Genomic DNA, 19,049 nt, shown 5'->3' with positions numbered 1-19,049 from the left:
CTCCTGTCCATGAGAGCCGGGGGCGTGGAAGAAGGATTCTGCCGGCGTCGGTGAATCCTCTTCACCAAAGCCCGGCTCTTACCGAGACATGACTTCCTCCATCCTCCTTCCTCTCCTGGGCGGGGCCCTCATCGGGCTGAGCGCCTCCCTGTTGCTCCTGGCCAACGGCCGGGTCGCCGGCATCAGCGGCGTGGTAGGCTCGCTGCTGGCCCCCGTGCGCGGTGACGTCGCCTGGCGTGTGCTCTTCTTCGCGGGGCTGCTCGCCGGGGGGCTGCTGCTCGCCTGGTTGCGCCCCGGCTCCTTCCCGGCGCCCTCGACTCCGAGCGCGGGCGGCCTCTGGCTGCTGGTGGGGGCCGGACTGCTGGTGGGGTTCGGCTCGCGGCTGGGCAACGGCTGCACCAGCGGACACGGCGTCTGCGGCATCAGCCGGGGCTCGGTCCGCTCCATCTCCGCCACGCTCACCTTCATGGCCACCGGTGTCCTCACCGTCTTCCTGGTCCGCCACGTCCTCTAGAGAAAGCCCCATGCGTTCCTCCCTCAGTGCGTTCCTCAGTGGCCTCATCTTCGCCCTCGGCCTGGGCCTCGCCGGCATGACGGACCCGGCCAACGTCCTCGGCTTCCTCGACATCGCAGGCGACTGGGACTACCGGCTCGCGTTCGTGATGGGTGGCGCCATCGCCGTTCACGCGGCGCTGCGGCCCCTCATCCACCGGCGCGCGCAGCCCCTGTTCGCCGCGAGGTTTCCCGCGTTCGCCGCCAGCAAGCCGGACGCGAAGCTCCTCGTGGGCTCGGCCCTCTTCGGTGTGGGTTGGGGGCTGGGCGGCTATTGTCCCGGTCCCGCGCTCACCTCGCTGGCGACCGGGGCCTTCCCGTTGCTCGTCTTCGTGCCCGCCATGTTCGCGGGCTTCTACCTCGCGCAGGTGATGCAGGCGCGGAGCGGCGTGGGTGCACCGCGTCCAGGGACTTCGCACGTAGGCGTCACGCCCGCTCCCTAGCCCCGCGTCCTTCTCCGGGAACCTTCCAGCCGCCCCAACGTGTCCTCATGACTGTGAGCGCCCGCGCCTTCATCGAACGTGCCCTGGAGCACCTGCCCGTCTTGAGACGGGTGGGGCGTCGCCTGACGGGCAGCGCCGCGGAGGCGGATGACCTGGTCCAGGAGACGCTGGCGCGCGCCCTGGAGCAGCGCGGGGCGCTGAGAGAGACCGCGCGCCTCAAGGCCTGGCTGCTCGCCGTACAGCGCACCGTGTATCTCAACTCCCGCCGGGGGCTGCGGCCTCACCTGGAGGTGCTGGAGGGCGGGCTGGGCCGGGCGCTTCCTCCGGAGCCCTCCGCGGACCTGGAGGCGGAGCTGCACGCCCGCACCTTGAGTGCGGGGATGCAGGCGGCGCTCGACTCCCTGGCGCCGGAGTGGCGCGACACGTTGTGGCTGCGGGAAGTCGAGGAGCTGAGCTACGAGGAGATTGCCCAGGTGCAGGGCTGCCCGGTGGGCACCGTGCGCTCGCGGTTGGCGAGGGCGCGGCTGGCGATGCTCGACTTCCTCGAGAAGGAGAAGGTCCATGGAAGCCTGTAGCCCCCAGTGGCAGGAGCGTCTCTCCGCGTGGTTCGACGGCGAGGTCCAGGTGCATGAGCAGCAGGCGGTGGCGCACCACCTGTCCCGATGCGCGGGCTGTGCCCGGGAGGCTGCCCGCTACGCGTCGTTGCGGCAGGCGCTGAGAGCGGAGGGCGCCGCGGAGCAGCGAGTGCCGCCCGAACTGGCGGAGCGTGTCACGCGGCTGGCGCCGCGCCCCCGGCCGTCCTTCCCCATGCGGCGGAGGCTGGCGGCGGGCCTGGCCGCGATGCTCGCGTCGGTGGGAGTCCTCTGGACGTCATGGCCCAGTGGCATGAACGAGGCGCTGGCGATGGACCTCGAGCGGCACCACCTCAAGGCCTTCTCTCGGATCGCCCCCTGTGAGTTCGAGTCCTCGGACCCGGCCGAGGTGAGGGCGTGGGTGGCGCGGGAGGTGGGCTATCCGGTGGATGTGCCGGTGGTGCCAGGCGCGACGCTGCTGGGTGCCCGTCGCTGCCGGTTGCATGGAAAGCTCTCCGCCTCGTTGCTGTACCGGCACGAGGAGGGCAAGGCGATGACGCTCTTCCTTCCCCTGCCGGGCTCGGCGGCGGCGCAGGAGGCGGCCCGCTTCGCTGGTGACGGGCCTCGGTGCACGCAAGGGCCCGTGGGCGAGCGCATCTGCGTGCTGCCCGGTGGGGGCGAGCGGGCCGCGCTGGCCGTCTCCGAACTGGAGCCCGCGGTGCTCCTGGCCGCGCTGGCCCGCCTCGCTCCCTGAGGCGCTGGGGCGGGGCCCTGCCGGAAGCGGCGGCCGAACCGTCCCCGCCGGCCATTGGGGAGGCGGGAGTGCGCGCGTCTGCGTGCCCTGGTCGCGGCCGGGCTGCCGGGCGGGAAGGGCGCTGAATCCTTCGGCCGTCGCCCTGGCTCTCACCAGGCTGTACGCACTTCCCGGGGGCCGGTGGCCACCGGTGTCGCTTGGAGCCGCGCCATGAAGGTCGTTTTCGTCGTCGCCGCTGTGTTCATGGGTCTCTTCTTCTTCACCGCCTGTACGCGCCCGCGTCCAGGTGACGCCGCGGTGGGGTCCGAGGCCCGCCGCAGGGTGGAGGCAGGCGCCACGCTGGTGGATGTCCGCACGCCCGAGGAGTTCGCGTCCGGTCACCTGCCCGGCGCGGTGAACATCCCGGTGGATGAACTGGCACGGCGGTTCGGAGAGCTTGGCTCGCCGCAGACGCCCCTGGTTGTCTACTGCCGCAGTGGCGCGCGCAGCGGCCGTGCCGAGCGCCTGTTGAAGGAGCAGGGGTTCCAGGACGTCTTCAATCTCGGCCCCATGTCGACGTGGCCGTGATGCGCGAGGCGTTCGAGGTGAGCCGCCGTCCGGGAACTTCGCGCGGCACACCTCGTGTCACTTCCGCTGTCTCCCTTCACTCCTCGCAAGGTGCTCCACGATGTCCCGTCTCCTGTCCGCGCTCGGCGCGCTGCTCGTCCTGGCCGCCGGCTGTGCTTCATCCCGGCCCCCGGTCAGCGCGAGCGCTCTCACGTCCCAGCGCCAGCAGCTCACCGTCCTCTACGTGGCGGACCTGCATGCGCAACTGCGCGCCCACCCGGAGCTCTTCTGGCGCGATGGGAAGGAGCGCATCGAGATGGCGGGCGGCTTCGCTCGCGTTGCCGCCGCCATCCAACAGATTCGGGCCGAGCGCGGTGGTGACGTGCTGGTGCTCGACGCCGGCGACACGATTCAAGGTTCGGGCGCGGCTGCGCTCACCGAGGGCGGCGTCCTCATCGAACCGCTCAATGCGCTCGGGCTGGACGGCGCGGTGCCCGGCAACTGGGAGGTGGTGTACGGCCCCGCGGTGCTGCGCCAGCGCGCGCGTGAGCTGAAGCATCCGCTCTTCGCTGCCAACCTGCGTGATGCGGCCAGCGGTGAACGGCTCTTTCCGCCGTACCTGGTGAAGGAGGTGGGCGGGGTGAAGGTGGCCGTGGTGGGCTTCACGGACCCGGACGTCCCGCGCCGCCAGCCCCCGGGGTACAGCAAGGGGCTGCGCTACGACGGCCCGGAGGCGCTGCCGGAGCTGGTGCGCGAGGTGCGCGAGCGCGAGGGCGCCCAGGTGGTGCTCTTGATGTCGCACGTGGGGCTCGCCAAGGCCGTGGGGATCGCCGCCCGGGTGTCTGGCGTGGACGCCCACCTGTCCAGCGACACGCATGAGCGCACCTATGTCCCCATCGAGCAGGCCGGGAGCTGGGTGGTGGAGCCCGGCGCCTTCGGCTCCTTCCTCGGCCGGATGGACTTGTGGCTGGAGGACGGGAAGGTGGTGGACCGCCGCTGGGAGCTCATCGAGCTGACCGCGTCGCGCTTCCCCGAAGACCCGGAGATGGCGCGGCTCGTGGACGCCTCGCTCGCGCCTTATGACGAGCAGCTGTCCTCGCCGGTGGGGCACACCGACGTGACGCTCGCGCGCTACGCGGTGGTGGAGAACCCGCTGGACAACGTGCTGGCTGACGCCATCCGCGCCGCTGGCGGGACGGAGATTGGCCTCTCCAACGGCTTCCGCTTCGGCACGCCGCTGCTGCCCGGCCCCGTGCGCGAGGCGGACCTGTGGAACTTCTTTCCCATCACCAACAAGCTGAAGACGGGCAAGGTGAGTGGCCGCCAGCTTCGCGCCTTCTGGGAGCAGGAGCTGGAGAACGTCTTCGCGAAGGACCCGGAGAAGCGCTTCGGCGGGTGGCTGCCGCGCCCCTCGGGGATGACGGTGCGCTTCCGCTCGGAGGCCCCCAAGGGGCAGCGCCTCCTCGCCCTGGAGGTCGCTGGCGAGCCGGTGGTGGACGAGCGCCTCTACACCGTGACGGCCTGCGAGCGGGAAGGGGACTCGCCGGACATGCTCTGCCGCATCCCCGGCGTTCAGGAGCCGCAGGTGCTCGACATGGACGCGCACGAGGCGGTGCGCCGCTTCCTCGCCGGCAAGCCGCGACTGAGTGAGTCGCTGGAGGGCCGCGCGGTGGGCGAGGACCTGCCGGCCGTGCTCCGCACCCAGCAGGTCCAACCGTGAGCGCGACTTCCCCCCACCGTCCCCCTGAAATGACCGCACCTCTCGCTTCCGACTCGATTTCCGCCGCGCCTCCGCCTGGAGGCCCCTGGCGCCGGCGGCTTCCGGGGATCGCGCTCGCCGCTGGACTGGCGGTGGTCAGCTACGGGCTGGCCACGCTCCCCGGCCTCAAGGTGGTGGGGCCCCTCACGGTGGCCCTGCTGATTGGCATCTCACTGCGCACGGCCCTGGGGCTGGCCCCCGGCCTGATGGAGGGCACGCGCTACTCGGCGCGCACGGTGCTGCGGTTGGGCATCGTGCTGATGGGCGCGCGGCTCGACTTCGGGCTGGTGGCGAAGGTGGGCCCACGCGTGCTGCTGCTGGCCCTGGCCGTCATCGTCGGCGGCATTCTGGGCATCCGCTGGGTGACGAAGCGCTTCGGCGTGCCGGAGAAGCTGGGCACGCTGCTGGCGGTGGGGACTTCCATTTGTGGCGCCAGCGCCGTGGTGGCCGCCAGCTCCGTCACCCGCGCGGAGGAGGAGGACACCACGCTGGCGGTGGGGCTGTGCGGAATCCTGGGCACGGTGGGCGTCCTCTTCTACGTCTTCGTGGGGCCGCTGCTGGGGCTGAGCACCGCGCAGCTCGCCATCTTGTCGGGCGCCACGTTGCATGAGGTGGCGCAGGTCATGGCCGCGGCCTTCACCTGGGGCACCTCCGCCGGGGACCTGGGCACGTTGGTCAAGCTCACCCGCGTGGTGCTGCTGGCCCCCGCGCTCGTGGTGCTGGGGCTGGTCTCCGGCGCGGGCGGGCAGGTGCGCTACTCGCTGAAGGAGCCACCCATCCCGTGGTTCGTCATCGGCTTCCTCGCGGTGGGCGTGCTGGGCTCGGTGGGCGTGGTGCCCGCCGCCGCCAAGGCGTGGCTCTCCACCGCCAGCGTCTTCCTCATGGTGATGGCCATGGCGGCCATGGGGCTTGGCACCCACCTGAGCATGGTCCGCCGCGCGGGCATGCGGGTCGTCTACGCGGGCCTCGTTGGCTTCGCCGCCCTGGCGGTGTCCGCCTGGGGGCTCATCCATGTGCTGTCCATCCAGTAGTCCTCGAACCCGTCGTCCTCGAACCACATCGGAGTCCGTCCAGATGAATCGCTTCCTGCCGTTGCTCGTCATCGCGCTCGTCACCGCGCCCCTGGCCTCGCTCGCCGCGCCGCCGTCCCCGCCCGCGAAGAAGGAGGTGCCCGCTCGCCAGGGCAAGCTCGTCTTCGTGGCCACCACGGGCCTGGAGGACCTGGGCACCCTCTCCAGCTCCCTCCGGCACGTGAAGAACGCCAAGGAGTCGGGCTACCTCTCGGACGTGGTGTGGCTCACCTACGGCCGCGCGGTGGTGGCGCTGGACCCGACGGTGAAGGCCGTGCCGGCGGAGGTCCGCGAGGCGGCCCAGGCGGCGAAGGCCGCTGGCGTGCGGCTGGTGGCGTGTGGCACCGCGCTGAAGAAGTATGGCATCGACCCGAAGACGCTCCAGCCCCAGGCCGACGTGGTGGACGACGGCGTCGCGGAGCTGTCGCGCCTGGTGGCCGAGGGCTACCAGGTCATCCGCTACTAGCGAGTCGTGGCCCCCATGGAGCGCGCGACGCGCAGGACGCGGACCGTGCTGTCCCTCGGCCTGCTGGCCCTGACCGGCATGGCGCGGCCGGGCTGGGCCGAGGAGGTGGTGGAGGAGGGGCCGCGGCTGGAAATCAGGGAGGCGCTCCAGGTCCGAATCGATCAGGGGCTGAGCGCCCAGGGCGCCGCCGCCGTGAGCCTGCGACGTGGGCGGGTGGGGCTCCACCTGACCGGGTCACCGTGGGTGCGGGGCGGACTGGAGGTGTCGTTCGACCGGCTCGTCCTCCTGCCCGGTCCGCTCCAGGGACCGCCGCTGGCCCTCCATGAGGCCAGCGTCACCTTCACCGTGCTGCCCCAGCGTGCCTGGCTGAGCGTGGGGCTGTTCCGTCCGCAGGTGGGCCGGGAGAGCCTCACCAGTGGCTTCGAGGTGGACTCGCTGGACAAGGCCTTCACGCAAGGCCTCCTGCGCGAGCACCTCACCGGGACGGAGTCGGGGCGCGCGCCGGGGGTGGACGTGGGGGGCCTGCTCCGGGGGGAGGGCTGGAGCGTGCGCTATGATTCGGGCGTGGTGGTGTACCGCCCCGGGCCGGAGGGGGCGTGGCGACCGCCGCTGCTCGTGGCCCGCGCCGCGCTCACCCTGGGCGCGCCCGAGGCGGAGGCGTATTCCCTCAGCCTGCCCATGAATGACTTCGGCCTTCGACCGGGCCTCACCCTGGCCCTGCAAGGGAGCACGGAACCCGGGGGCGACGCACGCTCCTGGGGCGTGGACGCGCTCCTGCGCTTGCGCCCGCTGGTGCTCTCGGCCGAGCTCCACCAGGTGACCTCCCCCCAGGGACACGCGCTGCTCGCCCACGTCCGCGCGGGTCTCAACCTGCCGGGGCCGGGGGCCACGGTGCTCGAGCCGTGGGCGCTGGTGGCGCGAGTCACGGGCGGCGCCCTGGCGGACGCCCCGAGCGGGGCGCGGCTGGATGCCGGGCTCAGCTGGTATCTCCGCCGGCAGGCGCTTCGCGCCACGCTGGGCGGGAGCTGGCGGCCTCCCGGGCATGGCGCGTCCAGCGGTCAACTCGGCCTGTCGCTTCAGCACCGGCGCTAGGTTTTGCGCGATGTAACCTCCAGGCGCCATCCAGGAAGGCATCCTGGTGACTGGGCGTTCTTCCGATGAGGAGGCGAAGGGCGGATGTCGACGCGAACCGATGAGCAGTTGATGGAGGCCGCGCGCGCTGGCGACGACAAGGCCCTGGACGAGGTCCTCGCCCGCCACGAGAAGCAGGTGTACCGCTTTGGCCTGCGCATGTGCGGTTCCGAGGAGGACGCCATGGAGGTCCTCCAGGAGACGCTGTTCTCCGCGTTCCGGGGCATCCACGCGTTCCGGGGGGACGCGGCGCTGTCCACCTGGTTGTACCAGGTGGCCCGCACGCACTGCTTCCGCTTGCGCCGCCGTCGCGTCGGCACGCCCGAGGACTTCCAGCCGCTCGACTCGCCCGCGGCCACGAACGTCGCGGCGGAGGAGGCGACGCCGGACATGGTCTCCCACGCGCGGCAGATGGGCGAGGTGTTGCAGGCGGCCATCCTCGCGCTGCCGGAGGCGCATCGAGAGGTGCTCATCCTCCGGGACGTGGAGGGGCTCACGGCCGAGGAGGCGGCCAGCGTGGTGGGCATCGAGGTGCGGGCGCTCAAGAGCCGGCTGCACCGCGCGCGGCTCCAGATGCGCGAGCACCTCTCCACCCTCCTGGGGGAGGGCGCTCACGGACAGGGCGCGGGGTGTCCGGAGCTGGCGCAGGAGCTGTCGGAGTTCGCCGCGGAGGAGGTGGACCAGGCCGCCTGTGTGCGCCTGGAGGACCATCTGTCCCGCTGCCCCCGCTGCAGCGACGCGTGTGACGCGCTCAAGCGCACGGTGTCCCTGTGCCGGCGCATCCCCGGGGATGAGGTCCCCGCGCCCGTGCGCGCGGCGGTACGGCAGGCGCTGTCACGCGCGCTGCCCGCCTGAGCCTGTTCGCCTTGGAGCACCCGGGGGCGCGGCCTACGGGGCTGAACGGGCCTCCTCGGCGGCGGGCGCCGCGAGCGCCGAGTAGATGTCGAACCACGCCAGGTACGAACGCCAGGCAGGGTCACGCAGCTCGACCAGGGTGCGGCGCGCCTTGCCCAGTCGCTGAGTCACGTCGAAGGGCAAGCCTCCGTCGCCCTTCACGTTCAACTGTGCCGCGAACCAGAGCACGTCCAGTTGCCCCGGATCGACGTTCGCGTGCGTCCGCGCGACCAGCGAGTCGGAGTGCTTCAACGCCTCACCCAGCCAGCGCGCCGCCCGTGTCGGGTCCTGCTGGTCCACCGCGTTCTCCGCCAGCCGCAGCTCCGCCAGCGTCACGGCGCGGATGTCCTCATCGCGGTCCAACTGGTCGAACTGATCCAGGTACAGCTTGCGCCGCGTTTCGAGCGCCCGCGCCGCGGCGTCCAGGCGTCCCAGCCGGGTCTCCGCGTTCGCGCGCAGGCCCGAGGCGATGAGGTGGTAGGAGCGCAGGACATGCTCCGGCGTGGAGTGGGCCCACTTCAACGCGCTCCGAACACCGGGCGTCGCCAGGTCTCGCTCGACCTGCTCCAGGTCCTCCAAGGTCCGCTGCGGCTGACCCGCACCCAGCGCCGCGGCGCCGCGCGCCAGCCGCACCACCATCCGGTTGCGACGGCCCTCTTCGTCCTGGGGGCTCGCCTCCACGAGCGGCAGCTCCCGGTCATAAAGCGTCAGCGCTCGTTCGAAGCGGCCGGCGGCGAGGTTGTAGAGCGCGGCGCGGTCCAGGGCCAGCGGGAGGAACCTGGACAGCCGCTGCGTGGTCTCCACCATGGCCAGGGCCTTGTCCGCCGCCTGGGCCGCGTCGGCTTCACGGTCGACGTGGAGCAGCGCGTGGGCCCGCGCCATGGACACCGCGAGCCCCGCCCAATTGTCCACGTACGGCAGCTTGTCCCGCTGTTCGAGGTAACCCAGGGCGATGTGGAAGTTGCCCACCTGCGTGTGCAGCAGCCCCAGCGCGCCGAGAATCATGGCCCGGTAGCGGACGTTGTTCCGCATCAGGTCCAGGGCCACCATGTAGTAGCGGTTGGCGCGCTCGGCGGCGGCGGGGTCGCGGTTGCGCAGGAAGTCCTCGTGATGGATGGCGCCCAGGAGCGCCTGCACCACGCGCTGGTTCTTCAGCTCCGGCCACGCGGCACGCAGCTCCCTCACCGCCGAGGTCACGGCCTGCGCATGGGCATCCCCCTCCAACTTGGAGAGCTGGCGCGCGGTGACGTAGGCCTTCACGAAGTGCGCGAGCGGCTTCGCCATGTTCGGAGCGGTGGTGGTGACTTCCTTCTCCACCACCTCCGGGCTGACGCCGGCTCGCAAGCGCAGGTTCATGGCTTCGACGGCGCTCTCCAGTGAACCCGTTCGCTGCGTCACCAGGTCGAAGTCCGCACGCGCCATGTCCTGGCGTTGCCTCGCCAGCCGCCGGTAGGCGCGGCCCATCAGCGCGCGGCGAAAGAGCCGCTCGGCGCGGCGTCGCTCCTCGCTACCCGGTGGCGTGTCGTCGACGTAGACCATCGCCAGCGATTCCATGATGCCATCGGCGCCGAGCCCCGCCGCCCGCTCCACGGCGTCCTGAACCAGGACCCGTCGGCGCAGCGGGTCCTTCTGCTGCCGGTAGAATCCGAGCAGCGCCTCCCGCACGGCACGAGGAGGCCGCTCGCTTCGGAGCGCATTGATGTGGCGGCCCAGCTCCAGCGCGTACGCGTAGGCCGAACCGGCGGGCGCTGTCGTGAGTGCCTGCGCCATCGCCGCGTCCGCCTCGTCGTAGGGGCGTCCCCGGTACAGGGCGCGGACAGCGGCGCGCGCGAAGTCGAGCTGGTCGTCGGCCGGGAAGATGCGGTGCTCGGAGAGCCGCCGGCCCGCTTCAATCAAGGGCTCGCGCTCACCGAGCTTCCGGTACAGGGCGTCTGCTCGCGCGTGATACGCCTCCAGCACCGCGCGCGGCGTGGTGTCGGCGATTTCGGCCGCCTCCAGCTCCTTCCGGGCCCGCGTGAAGTCACCCGCGTCATCCGCCAGCTCGCTGCGCACCACGCGCTGGAAGACAGCGGCCGCGGGGCTGGGCGCGTTCGCGGGATCCAGCGCGGCCATGCGCTTCTGCTCCGCGACACTCAGCTCCTCCACCATGCGGCCCCGCTCGCGCTCCTTCATGGCGCGCCGGTGGTCGATGAGGACGCGGAGCGGTTCCTCCAGGCCCGCGGTGGCGGGGTCGCTCACCGAGCCCAGGTAGCGGGCGTAGAACTCCGCCGCGCTGAAGTCCTCGTAGGCCAGGTGCAGCATGCTCATGCGCATCATCAGCAGGCGGCGAAGCCTGGGCCGCGTCTCGAGCAGCAGCCGGTGGCGATAGAGCAGCAGCTCATCGGCGCGCCGGCCCACCATCCTCAGCTCTTCGCTGAGCCGGCGCGCATCCCAGGCACTGGGGACCTGGCCATCCAGCGGCATCTGGTACACGTCCAGGGACTGCGCGCGTGAACAGGTCGCCGCCAGAGACGTGGCCGCGGGCGCCGGGTACTGGCAGTTCCAGGACGCACTGGTGAGCTGGTCCGGATTGGCGGCGGCGGCTTGCTCGGCGGCGTCGTCACGCTCCGTCGCGAAGGGCACCCGGAACAGCACGCCGCTGTCGCTGGCGTCGATGACGCCATCCGCATTCGAGTCCGTGAAGAACTGCACCACGTACAGGTAGCGCCCATCCCGAGAGAATGTCGGCTGTCCCGTCTGCCCCGGGATGTCGAGCGACAGCGGGATGGGCTTCGCGCCGGGGGCATCCAGGCGCAGCGCCTCCAGATGGGGCGCGGCGCGCGCGGCGAAGCCGGGGCCCACCTGCCGCACGGAGCGCTCGATGGGGACGTACACCAGCCAGCGCCCATCAGGGGAAAGGGTCGGGCTGGTCAGGTTCCGCTCGAGCAGGGGCGTCACGCGCCACTCGCCGCCCAGCTCGACGCGCGACAGGTGGAGGTCGCCCTGGATGGTGGCCCGGCTCACCAGCGCGATGTGCGAGGCGTCCATCCACTCCGCCTGGAGGGCGTTGGCGTCTCCTTCGAGGCACCGGCGCTCTTTCGCGGTGGGCAGCTCGCGCACGCACAGCTGGCCACCGGCCTGGTTGCGGAACGAGATGTAGAGCAGGTGCTTGCCGTCGGGACTGATGCGCGGCCAGGTGACATCCGCGCCTTCGTCGAACAGCCGGCGCTCGCGTCCGCGCTCCAGGTCCTGCGTGAAGATTTCGGTCGCGATGCTGCGGTTGGACGCGAAGATCAACGTGTTCCCGTCAGGCGCCAGCTGCCCCAGGAACTGGTCGCCCACGCCGACGGTGAGCCGGGTGGGCGTGCGCAGTCCTCCATCGTTCTCATCGTCCTGCGCCCAGACGCTCCCCGCGATCAGCGTCACCAGGGCCACGACGCCCCGTCTCCGCCGCGTCAGCACTGCTTCTCTCCCCAGGTCCCGTCCTCGGCCTCGACCCAACCGCCGCAGACGACGCCCTCCGCGTGCACCTTGTGCCAGTTCCGGCGCAGCGTCTCTTCCGGGACGTCGGGGCGGGCCGACCGCATCCACTTCCAGAGCAGCTGACGGGAGCGATTCACCCGCTCGACCAGGGCCACGTCGTCGGCGGTCACGCGCCCGGCCTTGCAGCGGCGCCGCGTATTCACCAGCAGCCCGTCCCGTCCTTCGCCCACGCAGTGGCGACGGAGCAGGTCGTCGACGCGGTCCGCGGGCGTCCTGCCGATGTTCTCCACCAGCGGCGTGGGCTGGATGCCCAGCTCTTCCAACTGATTGGGTGTGAATGGCACCGGCGTGGGATTCATGCCCGCGCGAGCCAGCCGCTGCTCCACGTCCTTGAACGAGCCCGAGGCCTGTTCCTCGAGCGCCGTCGCGCGGTCCACCATGACAATCTCCGGCGCGCTGATGCACCCGGACGTGGCGAGGGCGGCCCACAGCAGCAACCCACGGTGTTTCATGGCGTGGTCTCCGGAGGAGTCATGGATTTGATGAGCTGGTCGACGATGGGGCCCATGGGGATGCCCCGGATTTCGTCGATGCTGAGCAGCTTCGCCAGGCCGCCCATGGTGATGCGCAGGCTGCCGAAGCCGTGGTTGAAGCTCACCCGCACGTGCTCCGGGTAGCCCAGCCGCAAGGCATAGCGGACCCGGTTGGTGGCGGGGTTGACATGGCGGGGGTCTTCGATGTCGAGCAGGTCCAGCAGGTGGCGGTTGCCAATGCGCAGAATCTCCGCGCGGCCATTGATGCTGCGGTCCTTCGCGGAGATGACCACGGCGGCATTGCCGTCGAAGGGCTCGCCTCGGGATGACTGGACCCCGGTGGCTCGCACGCGGGCCTCCAGGGTGGAGTGCTTGCCTTGCCAGTCCAGGAGCCACTGTCCGGTGATGCGCCCGCCGCGAACCCCCATCTCCAACTGCGTCATGGAGACGACGTGCTGGTTGATGGACAGGTTCCCCGCCAGGGGCGCGACGACGACGAGCGGCGTGCTGATGCGCTTGGCGGACACATACCCGCTGCGGGAGAGCAGGGGATGCTGGTCGGCGAAACGAAGCATCGGGTACGGGTTCACGTCGATGTCGCTCAGCAGCCGCAGCTGTCCCTCGCTGAACTCGAGGTTCTCGGTGAGCGGGACGTTGCCGTCCATCCCTTCAACCTCGAACCCCTGCTCGGGCAGGCGCAGGTTCAAGTCCTGGAGGAGCAGGTTGGAGACGGTCCGGAAGACGGCGAGGTCGGGTGAGCCCACGCGGAAGTCGACGGTGACCTTGCCGCTTCCCTCCAGAATCCCGGGTCGCGCGAGCCTGGCCATGTCCTGCGATAGCTCGCCCCGGAGCCCCAGGCGGCGCCGGTCCTCGCTGAGGTCGAGCCGCCCCCGGACCTTCAAATGGGTGCTGGTTCCCGCGTTGGTCAGGTGGAGCAGGGGAACGTGGATGACGCCCGTGGGCTTGCGCCGCGCGGAGAACGTCGCTTCCACGTCCTGGACCGGATAGGGCAGCGCCGGGTTCTGTTCCAGCGCGCGAAGCTTCAAGTGCTGCTTCAGCTCGATGTCGTCCGCTTCCAGCGCCTCGGTGAAGCTGGCGGTGGTGTCGCTGGTCAGCTCCGAGAAGGACAGCCGCCGATCGCTCATTCCGACCGTGAGCTTCTCCACGCGCAGGTCACTGTGAACGGTTCGCTTGGGACCTTCGACGCGAGACGCCAGCTGCCAACGCAGCGCGGGAACGTTGAGCGACAGGGCGTCCTGCCTCCAGCGCAGGCCCCGCGCGCTCACCACCGCCGTTCCATCGAAGCTGGCGGTACGCGCCGGGTCCGGGGCGAGCCGCGGCGTGCCATCGGCCGTGACACCCGTGAGCACGCCGCGAAGCGTACCGTGCAGCTCGATGCCCACCGCGAGCCGCCCGGCATCCAGCTCCGGGGGCACCTGCGCCATGGCCAGCAAGGGCGCCAGGGGGCCCAGTGGGGGAAGGTCGCCCTTCACGTCGATGCGAAGGGCGCGGGCCTTCCGGTCGAACGCCGCCGCGGCGTCCAGCATGACCTTCGGCCCTTCATGACTGGTGAGGCCCAACCGGAACGCGGGCTTCCGGCGGTTGAGGTCCAGGGTCAGCGTCTGATGCTGGAGCCCCATGTCCTTCTCACCAGCCCGGAGCCCTTCGATTCGCAGGTCCACGTCGCCCTGGTGGCGCCAGGCGTCACCCCGCGAGCGCATCACGACGGCGACGTCGCTGGCCGTCACGTTGTCCCACGCGGGCCGTTGCAGCTTCAGCTCCGTGCGGTGCTCCAGCCGTGGCGCGGATGAGAAGAGCGCCTTCACGCTGCCCTTGGAGTCCAGGCTCACGCCCAGGTGCCGCCACGGAATTCGCGCCGCGACCGAGTCGGGAATGAAGGGGCGGGCGGCGGCGAGGTCCGGTGTCCGAGCGGCCAGGGTGTAAGACACCGCGTCGGTGTCCTTGGTGGCATCCAGGGACGCTTGCATGTCGCCGACGTCGAGCACGAGCCGCGCGCGGCCTCGGCTGCGCTGGGGCGCGTCGAGCTGCGGGAACGCGTCCGACGCATCGAGCTTCACGCGCACGGGGCCCTTCAGCAGCGTGCGCCCATCCGGCGACGACACATGGAGCGCCCCGACGGGCACGTTCGCGCTCAGTGCGAGGGGAGGCGCTGCCGCCAGCGGCGCGCTGAGCTGAAAGCCCATCCGTTCGGCCTGCACTCGGAGGTCGGGAGTCCGGAGGTCCAGGGACTCCACCATGCCCGACAGGCTCGCGTCCCCGGCGACCTGGAGCGGGGAGGAGGGCTCTGGGCGGAGCTGATGTCCCTTCACTTCACCGTGGGCCTTTGGAATCCGCAGGGCCGTGGGGCCTCGCACGTCGAGCCCATCGATTCCGAACGTCAGCTGCGCGGAGAGCCCCTGCCGCGGATCAGGTGTCGCCACCAGGGTGACGCGTCCTCCGCCGACCGCCAACGGGACTGGCTCACCCGTCATCCGGAGCGACGCGACGTCCACGTCCAGGCCCAGTCTGCCGCGAGGCCCCAGTTGAGGCATCGCGCTCAGGGTGACGTCTCGTGCGTCCAGCTTCACCTTGCCGCGCTCGAGCGTGAACGGACGCCACTCGGAAGGGATTGCCGCCAGCAGCCTTCCCAGCTCGATGTCCGCCAGGGCGCGTGTCACGACCGGGGGCGCGTCCGCGGCATCCGGGAGCACGGCCTGGGCCTCGAGCTCCGCGCTGTCCGTCAGCCGGGTGCGCTCCAGCTCCACGGCGATGTGGCGCTTCTCGACATCGAACCGCGCGGCCACCGCGCCGTGAAGCAGCGACCGGACCGAGAAGCGTGGGTCGAAGGTCTGCCGGGTGACATCGAGGTCCACCTGCGCCCGAGCGGCCGAAGCACCAGCCTCCATCGAGAGGGCGAACGCCAGCTCCGCGAGGGCCGGAGGCGTGGCGGAGCCTTCGTGGCGCAGCGCCAGCGGCAGCGGCGCACCCGCCTGGCCCAGGTTCGCGAAGACCTTCCATTCCCCGTCGTGTTGCTTGGCTTCGACCCGCGCCGCGAGCCCGCCCAGGGACCAGCGCTCGGCGACTTCGCCACGCTGGACGCGGACGTAGCTCAGCGACACGCCCGACACATCGACGTGCCCGACAGGAAGCGGCGCTCCCAGGAGGCCGGCGACCTGCTGGGATGCACCCACCGGCGCTTCAACGGGCGGCGGCTCTGGGGCTTCAGTGCTTCTCAGTCCCGAGAGGGAGGTGGCGCCTGAGTCGTCAGCGACCAGGGCGAGCGCCACGTCCCGCATCACCACCCGCTCAATCCGGATGGGACCGGTCGCCAGCGCGCGGGGCGACCAGTGCGCCTCCAACGCGCCGACGCGCAGCAGCTCGGGCGCGGCGGTGTGGAGCGGAGCGGGTGTCCGCACCACCAGCCCACCCAGCTTCAACCCCGAGAGGAGCTCGACCTGGGCGACCTGGTAGTCCACCTGGAGCCCGGTGGCCGCCTCCACCTCGGAGACAATGGGCTGCTTCAGCCAGGGACTGTCGAGGTTGCGCAACACCACCACGGCAGCGACCAGTGCCAGCGCGGGGAGCACGACCAGGATTGTAAAGACCACGCCCGCGATGATTCGAGCCCACCGCCGGCGAGGACGTTCAGCTGTGGTGGAATCCATGTGGCCCGGTTGACGCGCGCGGCCATCATGGTCGGGGGCCTGTACGAAGTCGAGGAGACGTTGTGAGCAGGCGGGCAGGCGCGGGGCGGCTGCACGGACGGTGTGGGGAGGGCCGCCAGGCTCCCTGGCGGCCCGTCACCGGCTCAAGGCGCCTGCGTCAGTTCCCTCAGTGCGCGCCGGTTGAGCTTGCCGTTGGGAGTCCGGGGCAGCTCGGGCAGCACGCGGACCTCGTCGACAATCATGTAGCGGGGCAACCGCTCCGCGCAGTGCTTCTTCACCTTGAGCAGGGAGGGGGGCTTGCTGGCGCCGCTGACCACGAAGGCCACCAGCCGCGCTTCCAGGCCGGAGCCGGTGGCAATCACGCCTGCTTCGCGGATGTCCGGGTGCGTGAGCAGCGCCGCTTCGATTTCACCCGCTTCGATGCGGCGCCCGCGCACCTTCAGCATGTTGTCGCGGCGGCCCAGGTATTCGAACGTGCCGTCCGGCAGCTCGCGGCAGCGGTCCCCCGTGGCATACGGCCCGCTGCCGTGGCGAGGCTGGCCCCAGTAGCCCAGCATCACCGTGGGGCCTTCCACCATCAGCTCGCCCACGCCGTCGCCTTCCTCCCGGGCTTCTTCTGAGTCCGGCGGCGGCCGGGCCAGCCACACGCGGTTGCCACAGCTCGCTCGGCCAATGGGCACCGGCTCGGTGCGGTGGGGCGAAATGTCCGTCACCTCATGGAAGGTGCAGACGTTGGTCTCCGTGGGTCCATAGAGGTTGAAGAACCGCGCCTGCCGCAGGTGCTCACGAAGCGGGCGCAGGTGCCGGATGGGGAACGGCTCGCCCGCGAAGAGCACGGCGCGGAAGGGCAGGGCCCCATGCTTCAGCAGACCGCCTTCCTGCATCATCAGCATCAGCGCTGACGGCACCGAGTACCAACAGGTGAACCGCTCGCGGAGGACCAGCTCCACCAGCTTCTCCGGCGCGAAGGCCAGCGCCTCCGGGATGAGCGTGACGGACGCGCCACCCATGAAGGCCGCGTACAGGTCCAGCACCGAGAGGTCGAAGAAGAACGGCGCGTGGTTGCTGAAGCGGTCCTCCGGCGTGGTGCCCAGCAGCGCATGGCACCACTCGATGAAGGCCATCGCGTTCCGCTGGCTGACGCACACGCCCTTGGGCGTCCCCGTGGAGCCTGACGTGTAGAGGATGTACGCGAGGTCGTGGTCGCCCGAGCCGTGCGGCGGCAGCGGCTCAGACGAAAAACCGCACAGCCGGTTCCAGCAGATCTCGGGCCCCTTGTCGTCCACCAGCAGGTAGCGCAGCCGGCTCACGCCGGCGTTCTGGAGCTCGGACGCGCGCGTGGTGGTGGTCACCATCACGTCAATGCCGCAGTCGTCGAGGATGAGCCGCGTCCGCGTCGCGGGGTTCAGCGGGTCCAGGGGGACGTAGGCGGCGCCCAGCCGGGCAATGCCCTGCATCGCGGCAACGGCGCGCACGGACTTCTCCGTCCACAGCCCCACGCGGTCTCCCTGCTTCACGCCCAGCTCCTGGAGCGCGCGGGCGATCCGGTTGGCGAGCGCGTCCAACTGGCCGTAGGTGAGGGTCCCGTCGGGACCCTTGATGGCGATGGACTCGGGAGCCTTCGCCGCTGCACGGATGACGATTTGGTCGAGTGTCATAGGCCGAGCTGGTTGGCGATGATGTCGCGTTGGATTTCGGAGGTGCCGGAGAAGATGGCGCTGGGAATGGCGTCACGCAGCACGCGCTCGATGCCTGTTTCGGCCACGTAGCCCATGCCGCCGTGAATCTGGATGGCGTCCAGGCCGCTCTGGATGGCGGCCTCGCTGATGGCCAGCTTGGCCAGGGACACCTCCATGACGGCGTCCTGGCCCCGGTCCATCTTCCAGCAGGCCTGGTACAGCAGGAGCCGGGACGCCTCCAGCCGCTGCTTCATGTCCGCCAGCTTGTGGGAGATGGCCTGGTTCTTCCCCAGGGCCTTCTTGAACTGCTTGCGGGTCCGGGCGAAGTCCGCCGTCTGTTCGAGCACCCGCTCCATGACGCCCACGTAGGCGGCGAAGAGGCACGCGCGCTCCCACTGCATGGAGCGCTTGAACATCGCCGCGCCCTGGCCCTCCGCACCCAGCCGCGCGAACTCTGGGACACGGCACCCCTCCAGATAGATGGGGGCGATGGGCGACGTGGACAGCCCCATCTTCTCGAAGGCGCGCCCGACGGACAGTCCCGGCGTGTCCTTCTCGACCAGGAAGGCGCTCAGGCCCATGTACCCATGGGCCGGTTGCGTGGCGGCGTAGACGAGGAAGACGTCCGCGGAAGGGCCATTGGTGACGTAGCTCTTGCCACCATCGAGCACGTAGCTGTCTCCGTCCCGCACCGCGCGCGTCTTCAGGGCAAACACATCCGAGCCCGCCTCCGGTTCGGAGATGGCGTTGGCGCCCACCCATTCCCCCGAGCACAGGCGGGGCAGGTACCGGGACTTCTGCGTGTCATCCCCGCTCTCCAGGATGGGCATCACGCAGGCGAAGAGGTGAGCGCCCACGGAGAACACCAGTCCGGTGTCCACGCAGCCACGCCCCAGCGCCTCCATCACCCGCGCGGTGGTCAGTGTGTCCAGCCCCAGTCCGCCATGCGCCGTGGGCACGGGCAGTCCCAGGAAGCCGAACTCACCGCAGCGTTGCCACAAATCGCGTGGCAGGACTTCCTTGCTGGGCTTTGTGGCCTCGGGCAACTGCGCTCGCGCGAAGGCGAGGGCACGGTCATAGAGCTCCACCTGCTCGTGAGTCCAACTGAAGTCCATGTTTTCCTGATGTTCCAACGGGTGACAGCAACGAGGGGGCGCGCTTCGAACGCCTTGCGCTCGCGCTGCATGGCCCTCGGAGATGGATGGTGAGACGTGACAGGAGTCAGGCGAAGTCTCGCGTGCGCGGGAACGCGTCGTCAAGAACCTCGGGGATGGTGGTCGAAAAGTGTGTCTTTTGACGTGGCGCTGGATGGGATTGAAGTGCGGGGTTCGGTAAAACCTATCTGCTGGGTCTGGCCCGAGGTGGACTCAATGAGTTACAAATGGGCTGGGACGCGATTTTCCGCTGCCGCGGCGGACCTGATCTCGAGGGCCGGCCGCGCACCCCCGGTTAGCGGGGAAACGGGCTGAAATGAGGCCGATGATCCGCCCCTCCAGACCATGTATTCCGTTTCGTTTCACTAC

The 19,049-nt window shown here is 70.6% G+C and carries 14 protein-coding genes and 1 pseudogene; 10 read left to right on the top strand and 5 right to left on the bottom strand.

Features of this window, described 5'->3' with window-relative positions; genetic code table 11:
- Positions 1-82: 82 nt before the first annotated feature.
- The 10 genes and pseudogenes from BLU09_RS17825 to BLU09_RS17780 all read left to right on the top strand — a co-directional run.
- Positions 83-514: pseudogene (locus BLU09_RS17825) on the top strand (YeeE/YedE family protein); the annotation flags it as partial.
- A gap of 10 nt (positions 515-524) precedes the next feature.
- On the top strand, positions 525-995 hold the full coding sequence (locus BLU09_RS17820; RefSeq protein ID WP_090490741.1) for a DUF6691 family protein: 471 nt from the start codon (positions 525-527) through the stop codon (positions 993-995).
- A 47-nt stretch (positions 996-1,042) separates the two neighbouring features.
- Positions 1,043-1,570, top strand: a complete 528-nt coding sequence (locus BLU09_RS17815; protein ID WP_090490740.1) for an RNA polymerase sigma factor — start codon at positions 1,043-1,045, stop codon at positions 1,568-1,570.
- Positions 1,557-2,321, top strand: a complete 765-nt coding sequence (locus tag BLU09_RS17810) for an anti-sigma factor family protein (protein ID WP_090490739.1) — start codon at positions 1,557-1,559, stop codon at positions 2,319-2,321. The genes BLU09_RS17815 and BLU09_RS17810 overlap by 14 nt, the downstream gene beginning before the upstream one ends.
- A gap of 210 nt (positions 2,322-2,531) precedes the next feature.
- The gene (locus BLU09_RS17805; protein ID WP_090490738.1) at positions 2,532-2,888 is read left to right on the top strand and encodes a rhodanese-like domain-containing protein; all 357 of its coding nucleotides are present in this window, start codon (positions 2,532-2,534) and stop codon (positions 2,886-2,888) included.
- Between the two features lie 100 nt (positions 2,889-2,988).
- On the top strand, positions 2,989-4,587 hold the full coding sequence (locus BLU09_RS17800; protein ID WP_090490737.1) for a bifunctional metallophosphatase/5'-nucleotidase: 1,599 nt from the start codon (positions 2,989-2,991) through the stop codon (positions 4,585-4,587).
- Complete coding sequence (locus BLU09_RS17795; RefSeq protein ID WP_244171817.1) at positions 4,584-5,657, top strand: YeiH family protein; 1,074 nt, start codon at positions 4,584-4,586, stop codon at positions 5,655-5,657. Before BLU09_RS17800 ends, BLU09_RS17795 begins: the two co-directional genes overlap by 4 nt.
- Before the next feature lie 43 nt (positions 5,658-5,700).
- The gene (locus tag BLU09_RS17790) at positions 5,701-6,162 is read left to right on the top strand and encodes a DsrE family protein (RefSeq protein ID WP_244171816.1); all 462 of its coding nucleotides are present in this window, start codon (positions 5,701-5,703) and stop codon (positions 6,160-6,162) included.
- 45 nt (positions 6,163-6,207) lie between these two features.
- Positions 6,208-7,254: a hypothetical protein gene (locus tag BLU09_RS17785; RefSeq protein ID WP_244171815.1), complete on the top strand. Its 1,047-nt coding sequence runs from the start codon at positions 6,208-6,210 to the stop codon at positions 7,252-7,254.
- An 84-nt stretch (positions 7,255-7,338) separates the two neighbouring features.
- Positions 7,339-8,148: a sigma-70 family RNA polymerase sigma factor gene (locus BLU09_RS17780; RefSeq protein ID WP_090490733.1), complete on the top strand. Its 810-nt coding sequence runs from the start codon at positions 7,339-7,341 to the stop codon at positions 8,146-8,148.
- Between the two features lie 33 nt (positions 8,149-8,181).
- On the opposite strand, the gene BLU09_RS17775 is transcribed toward BLU09_RS17780, so the two are convergent.
- The 5 genes from BLU09_RS17775 to pigA form a co-directional block, all read right to left on the bottom strand.
- Complete coding sequence (locus tag BLU09_RS17775; RefSeq protein WP_167371108.1) at positions 8,182-11,628, bottom strand: TolB-like translocation protein; 3,447 nt, start codon at positions 11,626-11,628, stop codon at positions 8,182-8,184.
- Positions 11,622-12,161 (bottom strand): DUF1318 domain-containing protein, encoded by a 540-nt coding sequence (locus tag BLU09_RS17770; protein ID WP_090490731.1) that lies wholly within the window; start codon positions 12,159-12,161, stop codon positions 11,622-11,624. Before BLU09_RS17770 ends, BLU09_RS17775 begins: the two co-directional genes overlap by 7 nt.
- Positions 12,158-15,847 carry a hypothetical protein gene (locus BLU09_RS17765; protein WP_090490730.1) on the bottom strand — a complete coding sequence of 1,230 codons (3,690 nt, stop codon included), beginning with the start codon at positions 15,845-15,847 and terminating at the stop codon, positions 12,158-12,160. Before BLU09_RS17765 ends, BLU09_RS17770 begins: the two co-directional genes overlap by 4 nt.
- A 143-nt stretch (positions 15,848-15,990) precedes the next feature.
- Complete coding sequence (locus tag BLU09_RS17760) at positions 15,991-17,505, bottom strand: amino acid adenylation domain-containing protein (RefSeq protein ID WP_090490729.1); 1,515 nt, start codon at positions 17,503-17,505, stop codon at positions 15,991-15,993.
- On the bottom strand, positions 17,502-18,641 hold the full coding sequence (pigA, locus tag BLU09_RS17755) for a prodigiosin MBC biosynthesis dehydrogenase PigA (protein ID WP_090490728.1): 1,140 nt from the start codon (positions 18,639-18,641) through the stop codon (positions 17,502-17,504). Before pigA ends, BLU09_RS17760 begins: the two co-directional genes overlap by 4 nt.
- Positions 18,642-19,049 lie beyond the last annotated feature (408 nt).

Source organism: Myxococcus virescens (genome assembly GCF_900101905.1).
In the GTDB taxonomy this organism is placed as follows: Bacteria; Myxococcota; Myxococcia; order Myxococcales; family Myxococcaceae; genus Myxococcus; species Myxococcus virescens.
Note: the sequence above shows the minus strand (reverse complement) of the source record. Positions and strands in the feature narration are given on the sequence as shown.

Bases quoted from the DNA above. Each gene is read 5' to 3' on its own strand.
- BLU09_RS17820 (WP_090490741.1), top strand. From the start codon at position 525: ATGCGTTCCTCCCTCAGTGCGTTCCTCAGTGGCCTCATCTTCGCCCTC.
- BLU09_RS17815 (WP_090490740.1), top strand. From the start codon at position 1,043: ATGACTGTGAGCGCCCGCGCCTTCATCGAACGTGCCCTGGAGCACCTG.
- BLU09_RS17810 (WP_090490739.1), top strand. From the start codon at position 1,557: ATGGAAGCCTGTAGCCCCCAGTGGCAGGAGCGTCTCTCCGCGTGGTTC.
- BLU09_RS17805 (WP_090490738.1), top strand. From the start codon at position 2,532: ATGAAGGTCGTTTTCGTCGTCGCCGCTGTGTTCATGGGTCTCTTCTTC.
- BLU09_RS17800 (WP_090490737.1), top strand. From the start codon at position 2,989: ATGTCCCGTCTCCTGTCCGCGCTCGGCGCGCTGCTCGTCCTGGCCGCC.
- BLU09_RS17790 (WP_244171816.1), top strand. From the start codon at position 5,701: ATGAATCGCTTCCTGCCGTTGCTCGTCATCGCGCTCGTCACCGCGCCC.
- BLU09_RS17780 (WP_090490733.1), top strand. From the start codon at position 7,339: ATGTCGACGCGAACCGATGAGCAGTTGATGGAGGCCGCGCGCGCTGGC.
- BLU09_RS17770 (WP_090490731.1), bottom strand. From the start codon at position 12,161: ATGAAACACCGTGGGTTGCTGCTGTGGGCCGCCCTCGCCACGTCCGGG.
- BLU09_RS17765 (WP_090490730.1), bottom strand. From the start codon at position 15,847: ATGGATTCCACCACAGCTGAACGTCCTCGCCGGCGGTGGGCTCGAATC.
- BLU09_RS17760 (WP_090490729.1), bottom strand. From the start codon at position 17,505: ATGACACTCGACCAAATCGTCATCCGTGCAGCGGCGAAGGCTCCCGAG.
- pigA (WP_090490728.1), bottom strand. From the start codon at position 18,641: ATGGACTTCAGTTGGACTCACGAGCAGGTGGAGCTCTATGACCGTGCC.